This is a genomic window from Curtobacterium sp. SORGH_AS_0776 (assembly GCF_031453355.1).
In the GTDB taxonomy this organism is placed as follows: Bacteria; Actinomycetota; Actinomycetes; order Actinomycetales; family Microbacteriaceae; genus Curtobacterium.
In genome coordinates this window covers 3,185,177-3,198,135 of the sequence record NZ_JAVIYU010000001.1, presented here as the reverse complement: position 1 = coordinate 3,198,135, position 12,959 = coordinate 3,185,177, and the positions used below count along the sequence as shown (strand labels likewise).

The 12,959-nt window shown below is 73.9% G+C and carries 9 protein-coding genes; 4 read left to right on the top strand and 5 right to left on the bottom strand.

Annotation, left to right across the window (positions count from 1 at the left end; translation table 11 throughout):
• Window positions 1-117: 117 nt before the first annotated feature.
• The 4 genes from QE359_RS15645 to QE359_RS15630 all read left to right on the top strand — a co-directional run bounded on the left by QE359_RS15645 (window position 118) and on the right by QE359_RS15630 (window position 6,887).
• A complete protein-coding gene (locus QE359_RS15645; RefSeq protein WP_309779872.1) occupies window positions 118-2,862 on the top strand; it encodes an alpha/beta fold hydrolase in 2,745 nt (914 codons plus the stop codon).
• A gap of 273 nt (window positions 2,863-3,135) precedes the next feature.
• Window positions 3,136-3,966 (top strand): glycosyltransferase family 2 protein, encoded by an 831-nt coding sequence (locus QE359_RS15640; RefSeq protein ID WP_083294974.1) that lies wholly within the window; start codon window positions 3,136-3,138, stop codon window positions 3,964-3,966.
• Window positions 3,963-4,937: a glycosyltransferase family 2 protein gene (locus QE359_RS15635; protein ID WP_070416441.1), complete on the top strand. Its 975-nt coding sequence runs from the start codon at window positions 3,963-3,965 to the stop codon at window positions 4,935-4,937. Before QE359_RS15640 ends, QE359_RS15635 begins: the two co-directional genes overlap by 4 nt.
• Window positions 4,938-4,979: 42 nt before the next feature.
• Window positions 4,980-6,887, top strand: a complete 1,908-nt coding sequence (locus tag QE359_RS15630; RefSeq protein WP_309779871.1) for a discoidin domain-containing protein — start codon at window positions 4,980-4,982, stop codon at window positions 6,885-6,887.
• 440 nt (window positions 6,888-7,327) lie between these two features.
• Here QE359_RS15630 and QE359_RS15625 read toward each other — a convergent pair whose 3' ends face one another.
• The 5 genes from QE359_RS15625 to QE359_RS15605 all read right to left on the bottom strand — a co-directional run bounded on the left by QE359_RS15625 (window position 7,328) and on the right by QE359_RS15605 (window position 12,827).
• A complete protein-coding gene (locus tag QE359_RS15625; protein ID WP_309779870.1) occupies window positions 7,328-8,590 on the bottom strand; it encodes a glycosyltransferase family 4 protein in 1,263 nt (420 codons plus the stop codon).
• Window positions 8,587-10,152 carry an oligosaccharide flippase family protein gene (locus QE359_RS15620; protein ID WP_309779868.1) on the bottom strand — a complete coding sequence of 522 codons (1,566 nt, stop codon included), beginning with the start codon at window positions 10,150-10,152 and terminating at the stop codon, window positions 8,587-8,589. The genes QE359_RS15625 and QE359_RS15620 overlap by 4 nt, the downstream gene beginning before the upstream one ends.
• Window positions 10,149-11,060 carry a beta-1,6-N-acetylglucosaminyltransferase gene (locus tag QE359_RS15615; protein ID WP_261646391.1) on the bottom strand — a complete coding sequence of 304 codons (912 nt, stop codon included), beginning with the start codon at window positions 11,058-11,060 and terminating at the stop codon, window positions 10,149-10,151. Before QE359_RS15615 ends, QE359_RS15620 begins: the two co-directional genes overlap by 4 nt.
• 81 nt (window positions 11,061-11,141) lie before the next feature.
• Window positions 11,142-11,312, bottom strand: coding sequence for a hypothetical protein (locus QE359_RS15610; RefSeq protein ID WP_156794728.1), 171 nt, complete (start codon window positions 11,310-11,312; stop codon window positions 11,142-11,144).
• Window positions 11,313-11,474: 162 nt separating this feature from the next.
• On the bottom strand, window positions 11,475-12,827 hold the full coding sequence (locus QE359_RS15605) for a glycosyltransferase (protein ID WP_309779867.1): 1,353 nt from the start codon (window positions 12,825-12,827) through the stop codon (window positions 11,475-11,477).
• Between the last annotated feature and the right edge of the window lie 132 nt (window positions 12,828-12,959).

Genomic DNA, 12,959 nt, shown 5'->3' with positions numbered 1-12,959 from the left:
AACCGCAGGTTCCCCGCACGGCGGTCCTCGGCCCCTCGATCCGGGGCGTCGGGTCGGCTTACCGTCCTCCAAGCACCAGCAGCGCACCACCGGCCCGCACGACCCAGGGGAGAAGCAATGCGTCCGACACACCCGACAGCGCGTCACCGGACGGTCGAACCGGCCGTCCCGGCATCCGACGACCACTCGGTCCTCGACCGGTGGACGCGCGTCGTCGCAGCGTTCCCCGAGTCCCCGGCGCTCGCCGGTGCCGGGACCGCCCGCACGTTCGCCGAGACGGACCGGACGGTCCGGGCGCTCGCCGCACGGCTCACCGAGGTCCTCCGGCCCGACGACCGCACCGGCGCCGGCGTCGGACCCGAGCGCACCGGCGCGTCGGTCCCGGTGGGGATCATGGCCGGGCACACGACCGAGACCGTGGTGGGCATGCTCGCGCTGATCGCCGCCGGGCGGACGATCGTCGTGCTCGACGACCACCTGCCCGAGGCGCGCCTGCAGCACGTCGTCACGCTCGCGGGGATCGCCGAGGTGCTCGCCGACGACACCCGTGCGGACCTCGCCGCCGCGGTCCTCGGCCCGGACGGCACCGTGCACGACCTCGACGCCCTCATCGCGACGAGCACCGAGCAGGCCGCGACCGGCAGCGCGACCGCCGCCGGCACCGCGACCGGCACCGGCACCGCAGCGACCGCCCGCCCCGGTGGCACCGACCCCGCCGCGATCGTCTTCACCTCGGGCTCCACGGGCCTGCCGAAGGGCGTCGCGATGACGCATCGGCAGCTCCTCCGGAACACCGAGCAGAGTGCCTGGAGCGCCGACTACCGGCCCGGCGACCTCGTGGGCGTCGTGCTGCCGCTGTCCTTCGCCGCCGGCATCCTCACCACGCTCGACAGCATGCTGAGCGGGGCCGCCGCGGTCCTGCTCGACGCACGCGACCTCGGGACCGAGCGACTGCTCGAGGGCATGTCCGCCGAGCACGTCACCGCCGTGGTCTGCACGCCGCACCTGCTCCGGTCGGTCGTCTCCACCGTGCGCGACCGCGGCACGGACCTGCACCCCGCGCTCGCCGGACTCCGACTCGTCATGACGGTCGGCGAGCCGATCACCGGCACCGACGTGCACGCCGCACGCCCGGTCCTCGGCGCCCGCACGGTCCTCTGGAACGGGTTCGGGTCGAGCGAGATGGGGGCGGTCTCGTACTTCCCGGTCGGTCCGGACGACGCCGTGCCGAACGGCGTCGTGCCGGCCGGGTACGTGCCGCCGGGCAAGACCGCCCGGGTCCTCCGCGAGGACGGCACCGCCGCCGCGACGGGGGAGACCGGCCAGCTCGTGGTCATCGGGGACGGCATGACCGCCGGCTACTGGGGCGCGCCCGAGAAGACGAGTGAGCACCTCTCCGTCGACGAGGACGGCACCCCGCTGTGGCGCCAGGGCGACCTCGCGCGCGTCGAGGAGGACGGCTGCCTGGTCCTGCTCGGCCGCGACGACGACGCCGTGAAGGTCCGCGGGTACCTCGTCGAGCCGAGCGAGGTCGAGGCGGCACTCCGTGCCGTCGAGGACGTCCACGACGTCGTGGTCACCGCCCTCGTCGACCCGCCTGCCGTCACGCGCCTCGTCGCCTACGTCGTCGGCCGTCCCGGTCGCCGCACCCCGGCGCCGGCCGCCCTGCGCCGCGCACTGCGGGCGAAGCTGCCCGAGTACATGGTGCCGGCGGCGATCGTCCCGATGCCCGAACTGCCGCGCAACGAGCGCGGCAAGGTCGACCGGGCGAAGCTGCCCGGTGCGCCGTCGCTCGAGGTCGAGATGGTCGAGGGCGAGTACGACCAGTGGGAGCTCGTCGTCGGGCAGATCTGGGCCGAGGTGCTCGGACTCCGCGGCGTGCACCTCGACGAGGACTTCACCGCGCTCGGCGGCGACTCGCTCTCCGCCGAGGAGATGCTCGCGATCGTGCAGGCCCGGCTCGGCGTCGACCTCCGCGCGTCGGAGCTCCTCGAACAGCCCACCCTGCGCGCCTTCGCCCGACGGGTGCGCTCGGGGGCGAAGTCCCTGCCGAGCCACCCCGACGTCGTCAAGGTCTCCGAGGCCCGCGTCCCCGGGCGCCCGCCCGTGTTCTGCCTCAGCGGGGCCGGAGCCCTCGGCCTGACGTTCCTGCCGCTGTCCCGGTACCTGCCCGAGCACGACGTGTACGCCTTCCAGCAGCACGGTCTCGAGCGACGGGCGATCCCGGACTGGAGCATCCAGCGCACCGCGCGGCGCACCGTCGAGCTCATGCGCATCGTCCAGCCCCGCGGCCCGTACCTCCTCGTCGGGCACTCCCTCGGCGGCCTCGTCGCCCTCGAGGTGGCGAAGCTCCTCACCGAGGGCGGCGAGCGGGTCGAGCACGTCGCGATCCTGGACAGCTACCTGCCGCGCAGCAGCACCGAGCAGGCGCAGCTGCACTTCGGCCGGATGGCGGAGAGCCCGGTGCGCAACCCGGCGCTCCGAGCACTCAAGCGCGGGCTCGACCGGGCGGCGAAGCGCATCCTGCCCGCCGGCGTGCCGGTGGGCGAGGAATTCGCCAAGCGCGTCCGCGCCTACGGTGCCGGTGTCCTCCGCTACGGCGGGCAGAAGGACTTCGACGCCCTCTTCGACCAGGCCACGATCGTGACGCGGCGGCACACGCCCTCGCCCTACGACGGCACGGCGACGTTCGTGCTCGCCGACGGCAACCCCGACGTGGACGGCTGGAACGACGTGCTCCGCGGTGCGACGACCACGGTGCGCATCGAGAGCGAGCACAGCTCGCTCCTCCGCGAGCCGCACGTCGCCGAGCTGGCGACCGCGTTGCGCGCCGCCTTCACGACGCACGAGTCGCGTCCCTGACGTGACCAGCGAGGGCCCTGGAGGCGCGTGGCGGGCCCGCCCGCGCCTCCAGGGCCCTCGTGCGTGCCGACACGCCACCCGGCCGCGGCTTGCGGGTTTCCGTATCCGCACTCGGGGGTCCGCAACCAGTGCCCACCCGCATTGACCAGCCCCGTCCGCCGGACGATGGTTGGTCCAAGCCCAGGGAACGGTGTACCCCCGTTCCGACGCCCACCCAGCGCCGGGTCCTCCCTCGACCACTCCCGCATGCAGCCTGAACCCGACAGGAGCACCATGTCCGCCAGCACCGTCCGACCCCGAGACCCCCGCGTCTCGGTCGTCATCCCCGCGAGGAACGAGGCCCGCAACCTCGAGATCATCCTCCCGCAGCTCCCGCCCGTGTACGAGGTGATCCTCGTCGACGGCAACTCGGTGGACGACACCATCGCGACGGCGCAGCGCCTCATGCCGACGATCAAGGTCGTGCAGCAGACCCGCAAGGGCAAGGGCAACGCGCTCGCCTGCGGCTTCGAGGCCGTGACCGGCGACGTCGTCGTCATGTTCGACGCCGACTGCTCCGCCGACGCCGCCGAGATCCCGCGCTTCGTGCAGGCGCTCGTCGACGGTGCCGACGTCGCGAAGGGCTCCCGCTACGCACCCGGCGGCGGCAGCGACGACATCACGATCATCCGCGGCCTCGGCAACAAGGGGCTCAACATGATCTCCAACGTGCTGCTCCGTGCGCGGTACACCGACCTCTGCTACGGCTACAACGCCTTCTGGGCGGACACGCTGCCGACGATCGGGCTCCTGTCGTCGACGCTCCCGCAGCCGACCGACGGCTCGATGCGCTGGGGCGACGGCTTCGAGATCGAGACGATCCTGACCTGCCGCTGGTCCGCCGCGGAGTTCGCGATCACCGAGGTGCCGAGCCACGAGAAGCTCCGCGTGCACGGCACCAGCAACCTGAACGCGGTCAGCGACGGCATCCGCGTCCTGAAGTCGATCATGCACGAGCGTCGTCGTGCCCGCGAGGCCAAGGCCCGCATGCGCCTCATGCCGACCCCCGTCTCGGGCCTCGTGGTCCCGGCCGCCGTGCCGGCGATGGACGAGGAAGCGGCGTGAGCGTCGCGACGGTCGCCGTCGTCATCTGCGCCTACACGCAGCAGCGCTGGGGTGACCTGCAGGACGCGGTCGAGTCGGCGAAGCGCCAGCCCGACGCGACCGAGGTGATCGTCGTCATCGACCACGAGCCGGAGCTGTTCCGCCGAGCGGCCGCCCGCTGGCCGGAGCTCCGGGTCGTCGAGAACGCCGAGGACCGCGGCCTCTCGGGTGCGCGCAACACCGGTGTCGCACTCACCGAGGCCGACGTCGTCGCCTTCCTGGACGACGACGCGACGGCCGACCCGGACTGGCTGATGCACCTCGTCGAGGCGCTCGAGCTGCCCGACGTCGTCGGTGTCGGCGGCCGGGCGACCCCGTCGTGGCCGACCGCGACCGGCGCCGGGCCCTACCCGGACGAGCTGCTCTGGATCGTCGGGTGCAGCTACACCGGCCTCCCCACCACGTCCGCGGACGTCCGCAACGTCATCGGGTCGAGCATGGCCTTCCACCGTGACGTCGTGCTCGCCGCCGGCGGCTTCCGCTCCGGCATCGGTCGCGTCGGCAACCACCCGCTGGGGTGCGAGGAGACCGAGCTCTGCATCCGCATCGCCCGGATCCGTCCCGGCGCCCGCATCCGCTTCGAGCCGCGCTCGAACGTCTCGCACCGGGTCTCCCCGGACCGCGTCACGATGCGGTACCTGCGGCGCCGGAGCTACTACGAGGGCATCTCGAAGGCCGTGCTGAGCCGCCGGGTCGGTGCCCGCGACTCGCTCTCGAGCGAGTCGACGTACCTCACCCGGGTCCTGCCCGGCGCGGTGCTCCGCGAGCTCGGGGCCCTCGGTCGCGGTGGGGGCCTCCGTGCCCTGGCGATCGTGACCTCGGCGGTCTCGACCGTGTTCGGGTACGCCGTCGGCCGTGTCTTCGGCACCGTCGTGGTCCGTGCACCCGCCCCGGTGTCCGCGCCCGTGCAGCAGCCCGTCGGCGCTCCCTGACCGACACCCACCCACCCGACCCACCCACGCACAGAAGACGACATGCAGCGAAACGCCCCGACCCCGAGTGCCACCATCCGACGCCGTTGGAAGGTGGCACTCGCGGTCGCGGCAGCGGTCATCACGGGCGCCACCGTCTCGGCGCCGAGCCTCCTCGCGCCGTCGAGCGCCGGTGCGGCGACCACCGCGGACTGCAGCGCGGGGAAGGTCCTCACCGTCGTGGCGCACGCCGACGACGACCTGCTGTTCGAAGGGACCGAGCTCCGCAAGGACATCGACGCGGACAAGTGCGTCCGCTCGGTCATCGTCACCGCCGGGGACGCGGGCAAGTCCGCCACGTACTGGAAGGGCCGGCAGACGGGCCTCGAGGCCGCCTACGCGAACCTCGCCGGCGTCACGAACGCCTGGACCTCGGGCTCGGTCAGCGCCGGTGGCAAGACCGTCGTGACGCGCACCCTGACGGCGGACCCGCGGCTCAGCCTGGTCTACCTGCAGCTGCCGGACGGCAACATCGACGGCTCCGGGTTCGCCGCCACCCGGTACCAGAGCCTGCAGAAGCTCTACCAGCGCTCGATCGCGAGCATGAGCACGGTCTCCGGTGCGACCTACGGGACCACCTACACGCTCGCCCAGCTCCAGGCCACCGTGCTCGCGCTGATGAACGGGTACGGGCCGCAGGAGGTGCACACCCTCGACCACGTCGGCACCTACGGCGACGGCGACCACAGCGACCACCACACCGTCGCGTACCTCACCAAGTCCGCGCAGCAGCAGCTCACGACGGCGAGCACGCTCACCGGGTACATGGGGTACCCGATCGCGGACAAGCCCTCGAACCTCACCGCCGCGCAGACGCAGGCGAAGGGGAACGCGTTCTTCGCCTACTCCGCGTACGACGCCGAGACCTGCGCCTCGGTGGCGTCGTGCTCGTCGCGTCCCGAGGGCTCGTGGCTCAGCCGTGAGTACACCGTCGGCACGCAGACACCCACCGACCCGGGCACCGGTTCGGGCGGGTCCGTCGGAGCCGACGTGACCGCCGGTGCGGCCGTCACCGCGAGCAGCGAGAACCCCGCGGACGGGCAGACCGCCGTGAAGGCGGTCGACGGCGTCGCGAGCGGCTACCCCGACGCCCCGACCGCCGAGTGGGCGACCCGCGGTGGCGGCACCGGTTCGTGGCTGCAGCTCGCGTGGTCGAGCCCGATGACGCTCGGCGCCGTGGACCTCGCGGACCGTCCGAACGCCGACGACCAGGTCACGGCCGGCACGCTGACGTTCTCCGACGGGAGCAGCGTCGCCGTGCCGACGCTCGACAACGGCGGCGCCTTCACCCGCGTCACCTTCTCGTCCCGGCAGGTCAGCTGGGTGAAGTTCACCGTCACCGGCGTCAGCGCGACGACGCGCAACGTCGGCCTAGCGGAGATCCGGACGTTCGCCCCGGGCAGCACGACGCCGACCCCGACTCCGACTCCGACCCCGACTCCGACCCCGACCCCGACTCCCACGCCCACGCCCACGCCGACGCCCGGGGGCGCGACCGACGTCACGGGTTCGGCGACCGCCACCGCGGCGTGGGACGACACCTCGACCGGGCAGACCGCCGCCAAGGCGATCGACGGGGTCGTCAGCGGCTACCCCGACAACACGACCGCCGAGTGGGTCGCTCCCTGGGGGACGACCGGTGTCTGGTTGCAGCTCGACTGGTCCTCGTCGAAGGCGTTGGACCGGGTCGTCCTGTACGACCGACCGAACGGGGATGACCAGGTCACGAGCGGCACCCTGACGTTCTCCGACGGCAGCCAGGTGGCGGTCGGGACACTCCCGAACGACGCGTCGCCGCTCACGGTGGACTTCTCGGCACGCAACGTCGCGTGGGTCCGGTTCACCGTCACCGGGGTCTCGGCGAGCACGCGGAACGTCGGCCTGGCCGAGTTCCGGGCGTTCACCGGCTGACCCGGGAGCACTCGACGGACGGGAGGCGCGGTGCCGGTGGGTACCGCACCTCCCGTTCGTCGTCCGCGCGTGTGCGCGGGTCGCGGGTGCAGCGTGGGAGGTTCCGCGTGCGGTGCGGTACGCGAGGCCTCGCACCGTGCGCGCGACCTCGCACGCTGGTGTGGCGCGTGCCGCCGCGGCTGACCGTCGCCGTCGGCGCGGCCACGGGGCGGACGGGAGGCGCGGTGCCGGCCCGCCCCTCGCCTTCCGTCCGCGCGTTTGCGCGGGTCGCGGGCGCAGCGTGCGAGGTTCCACGCGCGGTGCGGCGTGTGAGGCGTTGCACCGTGCGCGCGACCTCGCACGTTGGTGCGGCGCGTGCCGCCGCGGGTGACCGTCGCCGTCGGCGCGACCACGGGGCGGACGGGAGGCGCGGTGCCAGGGGAAGCCGCGCCTCCTGGGCTTCAGTGACGGGCGTGCGTGAGGAGGGCGCGGAGGAGACCGGCCACGTGCGGTCCGCGGCCGTAGTGGTCGCGTACCCAGGCGCGGCAGCGCTCGCCGAGGGAGGGGTCGCGGTCGGCGCGGTCGAGGGTGTCGAGGACCTTGGTGGCGAGCGCCTCGGGGTCGGTCGGGTCGACGGTCGACGTCGCCCATTCGCCGGCGAGGATCTCGCCCGTGCCACCGCTCTCGGCGGCGACGACCGGGCGGCCGGCGGACATCGCCTCGACGACGACCCGGCCGAAGCCCTCGGGCTCGATGGAGGGCACGACGACCATGTCGGCGGCGTGGAGCAGGGTGACGACGTCGTCCCGCTCGGGGAGGAGCACGACGGAGCCGGCGGGGAGGGACGCGACGGCGCGTCGGACGTCCTCGGCGTCGTCGGGGTCGGCCGCCCCGGCGAGCACGAGCACGGGCGGGTGGTGCGGCTGCGTGGCGTGGTGCGTGCTGGCGGGCCCGAGCGCGGGGGTGAGGGCACGCACGGCGGCGCGCGGCGCGCGGGCGCGGTGGCGTTCGGCGTCCTGCTCGAGCACGAGGCGCCAGGCCTCGAGCAGCGCGAGCACGCCCTTCGACCGGGTGAGACGGCCGTAGTAGAGGACGGTGCGGGTGTCGTCGTCGAGCCCGAGGGTGCGGCGTGCGCGGACGGTCGCGGACGGCGTGGCCGCGGGGAAGAGTGCAGTGTCGACGCCGTTCGGGACGACGGTGATCCGCGAGGCGGGGATGCCCACGTCCGCCCACGCACGAGCCATCGCGTGCGAGACGGCCAGGTAGTGCGTGCGGCCGCCGGCGATCGGGCCGAGGCGTCGGTAGTTCGGCGCGTGGTGCAGGTGCACGACGAGCGGGACTCCGGAGACCACGGACGCCACACGACCCCAGGGGAGGTGCTCGGGCCGGTTCAGCCAGATGACGTCGGGGCGCGAGCGGCGGAGGCGGAGGCCGTCGAGGACGAACCGTGCGGCGTCGCCGGCAGCGCTGCGGAGGCCGAAGGACCGGTTGCCGGTGCGGTGCAGGGTGACCCCGAGCTCGGCGAACTGGTCGCTGCCGGGCTCGGCGCCGTCGGCTCCCGGGGCGAGGTGGCCGCGGTGCCAGACCTCGACGTCCTGCCCGGCGCGCACGAGCTCGCGGGTGTCCTCGAGGACGCACCGCTCGACCCCGCCGGTGATGGCGAGCCCGTTCGTGACGACCGCGATCCGGAGTCGACGGTCGGGGCGTTCCGGGGCGTGGGTCACGGTGTGCCTCCTCGGGCGATCGCGAGCCTGCGGATGAACCAGGGCAGGCAGCCGAGGACGCCGGCCACGCGGACGATGTTCCACACGAGGTCCTGGGGCACGAGGACGGACACCCCGGCGACGACCACCACGGCCGCCAGGATGAGGACCGTCCGGGCACGCGGGCCGCGCCACTCACGGCGGTCGGGGAGCGAGAGCTGCTGCAGCGCCGCGAGCACCATGTAGGCGAAGACCGTGGAGACCCCGGCACCGGCGATGCCGAGCAGCGGGACCAGCAGCAGGTTCGCGCCGATGTTGACGGCACCGGCGACGGCCGCGATCACCCCGACGGCGACGCCGCGACGCTCCACGAGCAGGAGCCGTCCGGTCGCGCCGCTGGCGATCACCGGGAACGCCGTCAGCGCCACGATGAAGACCACGACGGTGAGCTCGTGCACGCGGTACGACGCCGGTGCGAGGATCGGCAGCGCGACCGGCGACACGAGGGTGACCGCGAGCAGCACCGGGGCGAGCAGCAGGTACAGCTGGTCCCGGGCGTGCAGGGCCAGCTGTCGGCGGGCGACGGCGTCCCGGAGCGCCGCGAAGTGCGGTGCCCAGGCCTGGTTCGTGAAGGTCAGCAGGAGGATCACGGCGGAGCCGACGACGTAGGCGATCTGGTAGCGCGCGACCTCGTCCGGGCCGAGCAGCCGCTGCACGACGATCCGGTCGCCGGCGTTCAGCACGAAGTAGGACAGGTTGCCGAGGGCGATCGGCACGCCGAGCTTGAAGGCCCGTGCGGTGGTCTGGCGGTCGAACAGGCCGGCGAGGCGAGGCCGGGTCGCCGCGAAGCCGATGACCATCGCGGCGGCCTGGGCGAACACGCCGCCCCAGGCGTAGGTCGTGGCGTCGGCGTGCACGAACACGAGCAGGCCGAGGCCGATGATCGAACCGCCGACCGAGGACAGCAGGCTCGTGACCGCGAAGACCCGGATGCGGTCCTGGGCGACCAGGATCGCGAGGGAGAGCTGGACGACCGCGGCGGGGAAGATCCAGAGGACCGCGACGAGCAGGATCGGGTGTTCGCCGACGAACCCGGCGACGTCGCCCCAGAGCGGGATCGTGGCGAGGGCGACCGCGGTGACGACGGCTGCGAGGACGATGCCGACCGCGATGAGCCCGCGGGCCTTCCGGTCGTCACCGCCGTCCTCGGCGCGCTGCAGCACGGACGCCTGGTCGAGTCCCGCGACCGCGAGCACGACGAGCGCCTGGTAGAGCGCGATCGCCGAGGCGAGCACACCGAACTCGGAGAGCGGCATGAGGTGCGCGAGGACCGGCGAGATCAGCGAGCTCACGACGAGCTGCATCGACCACACGACCACGTACAGCAGGCCACGGCCGAACAGGACGGACGCGCCCTTCTGGACCGCGGTGCTGCCGGTGTCGGGGACGGTGTGGGCGGCGGCCTCGACGGCGGCGGCTGCCTCGGCGGCCTCGACCGCAGCGGCCTTCCGACCGGTGCTGTCGGCGTCGGGCGGGGTGGCTGCGGCGTGGCGGGCCTCGCGGCGGGTCTGGGGAACGGTCACGAGACACCCACCTCCGGGGTCCGGACGTGCTGTCGGAGTCCGAACGCCTGGTCGACGAGGTCGAGCAGGTCCGAGCTCGCAGCGGTCGAGAACTTGCGGGCGAAGAGGTGCGGCATCGCGGTGGGGTCCGTCGTCCATCGTTCGAGCAGCCGACCGGCGTGGGGGAGCGTCAGCCACGGCGGGCTCTTCATCTTCGAGCCGTCCCAGCCGATGAACCACAGGGTGTGCGGGACGTGGTCCTCGGCGAAGCCGTCGACCAGGGCGGGGGAGTTCAGCACGGTCGGCACGAACGACTCGTCGGCGATCCAGGTGCGGCGCCAGAAGCGGACCAGGTCGGGACGGGCATCGACGACCTCGACGACGGCGGCTGCGTGCGCGGCGCTGAGGACCTTGAGCTGCGACCCGCCCGTGAGCACCACGTCACGCGGGATCCGGCGGGGGATCGGCAGGCGGAGCATGTGCTTCCGCCACGCCCAGTGCGGGTACCGCATCCGGGCGACCCCGCCGCTGGCGCCCCACGCCGCGTGTGGGAGGGGGTGCGGGATGAGGAAGGACTGGTCGCGGTGGGCGTCGAGCAGCGCGGTGATCTCGGCGGGGTTCGCCAGCGGGTAGTCGCTGCCGGTCAGCACCGCCACGTGGCGCGCGCCGGTCTCGGCGAGGGCGGCACGGTAGCCGGAGACCTCGGCCGCGACGTTCTCCCACTTCGCCCAGCCCGTCCGCAGTCGCGGCAGGAGGCGGACCCGGTCGGGGAGCCCCTCGGTCATCGCACGGTGCACGTCGTCCGGGGTCCGCGCGTCGACGTGCAGGAACACCGGGAACGGGTCGAGTGCCTCGACGAGTCGTCGGACGTGCTGGGGGTCCTCGTGGGCGAGGACGATGCACGCGAGCGCCGCGGGGGAGTTGGCCATGTCTCGAGTGAACAGGGCCGTCCGGACACCGACAAGGCGGTCCCGGGGCGGGTGCGGGGAAGCGGCGGTTTCCCGCAGCGGTCACCGGCGGCGGCGGTACCTCGGGCAGTCGCAGAGGGCGCAGTCGCTGCCCGGCCGGTAGTGCTCGTGGGCGTCCTGCGCGTGGCCGCACACGCAGACGGCCGTCTCCGTGGTGGCGTGGGACGTCGGCACGGTGACGGGCTCGAGCACGAGCGTGGGCCCCAACGGCATGCGTCCTCCTCCGACCCGCGCGGTACGGGCAGCTGCACCGATCCTACGGGGCAGGGAGCGACGCGTCCGCCGACCGAGGGGCCACCGGGCGTGGAACCGGCCGCGGGCTCACCGGGCGCGGAACCGTCCGCGGGCTCACCGGGCGTGGACCCACCCGCGGGCTCACCCGGCGTGGAACCGTCCGGCCTCGACGTCCCGCCAGCGACGACGGCTGCGGAACCACGCCGCCGGGCCCGCCGGGAAGCCCCGGAGCTCGTGGTAGGCCAGCGACCGCGGCACCCCGGCGTCCGGGACGGCGGGGATCGCGGGACCGACGGGCGCGGACTCGACGGCAGCGGGGGCCGGTGCGCTGCCGGTGCGCAGCCGTCCGACCGTCTCGCGGAGCTTCACCATCGCGGCGGCGGGCACGAGCCGGGCGAGGACCGCGACGTGCCGTCGGTCCTTGGCAGCGAGGGCGCACATCAGCGCGGTGAACCCGACGCCGTTGCCGTGCAGCTGCTTGTGCAGGTCCTCGATGCTCTGCCGGTGCCGGTGGTGCACGACCGCTCGCGGCTCGAACCCGATGCGCCCGCCGCGCCAGAGCGTCTCGATGAACATCGCCAGGTCCTCGCCGCCACGGGCCGGGGAGCCCGCGCCGAGCGTGGTGTCGAACCCGCCGACGGCGTCGATCACCGACCGCCGGAACGCCATGTTGGCGCCCGCGCCGTAGGCCCCGATGCCGTACACGGCGAAGTGCTTCACGACCGACCCGTCGGGGCGGACCGCCTGCACCCGCGCGTGCCGCATCGTGCCGGCGACATCGTCGGGGACGATCGTGACGGGCGCGAAGGTGCGCTCGCCGCTGAACCCGCCGTAGTACGCCTCGTACCAGATCTGCGCGGGCGTCGAGAGCTCGGTGGGGAGGATCACGCCGGACACCGCGTCGAGGTCGGCCTCGCGGACGAACCGCGCGCCGAGTGCGCGCAGCCACTGCGGGTCGACCCGCACGTCGTCGTCGGTGAACGCGACGACCTCGCCGCGGGCGGCTGCGACCCCGGCGTTGCGGCCGGCGGACAGGCCGGGCCGGCGCTCCGTCACGAGGCGCACGCCCCGACCGGCGAGCAGTGCCGGGAGCCGGTCGTCGGCAGCGGGCACCCGGACCCGGTTGTCGACGACGATGACCTCGTGGTCGGGGTAGTCCAGGTGCTCGAGGACGTCGAGCAGTGCGCCGAGGTCCTCGACGCGGTCCACCACCGTCGAGACGACCACGGAGATCGTCGGCAGGAGGGCATCCGGCACCGGTTCGACGTCGGCGAGCACGGTCTCCCGCAGCGATCCGAGCGCACGGGCGGCGTCGGCGGGGTCGTCGGTGAGCTCGACGTCGAGCGTGCCCGTCGGACGCCCGCCGCGGTAGCCGATCACCAGCGCGGACGAGCCCGTGCCGTCCGCGACGAGGCGGGGGAGCGGTGCGTCGAGGTCGACGTCGATCACGCGTCGGGGTGCGGGGAGTGCACGAGCGGTGCTGGTGGTGGCCATGGTGTGGACGGTAGGTGCCAGGCCGCGGCGGCGACAACGGGGAGCGGGGCCGCTGGCGGTGATCGTGCGGAACCCCGCACGGCCGCGCTGACGAGCCCCCGGACGAGGGTGAGCGCTCACACCCGAAAAGCG

Bases quoted from the DNA above. Each gene is read 5' to 3' on its own strand.
- QE359_RS15645 (WP_309779872.1), top strand. From the start codon at position 118: ATGCGTCCGACACACCCGACAGCGCGTCACCGGACGGTCGAACCGGCC.
- QE359_RS15610 (WP_156794728.1), bottom strand. From the start codon at position 11,312: ATGCCGTTGGGGCCCACGCTCGTGCTCGAGCCCGTCACCGTGCCGACG.
- QE359_RS15640 (WP_083294974.1), top strand. From the start codon at position 3,136: ATGTCCGCCAGCACCGTCCGACCCCGAGACCCCCGCGTCTCGGTCGTC.
- QE359_RS15630 (WP_309779871.1), top strand. From the start codon at position 4,980: ATGCAGCGAAACGCCCCGACCCCGAGTGCCACCATCCGACGCCGTTGG.
- QE359_RS15615 (WP_261646391.1), bottom strand. From the start codon at position 11,060: ATGGCCAACTCCCCCGCGGCGCTCGCGTGCATCGTCCTCGCCCACGAG.
- QE359_RS15605 (WP_309779867.1), bottom strand. From the start codon at position 12,827: ATGGCCACCACCAGCACCGCTCGTGCACTCCCCGCACCCCGACGCGTG.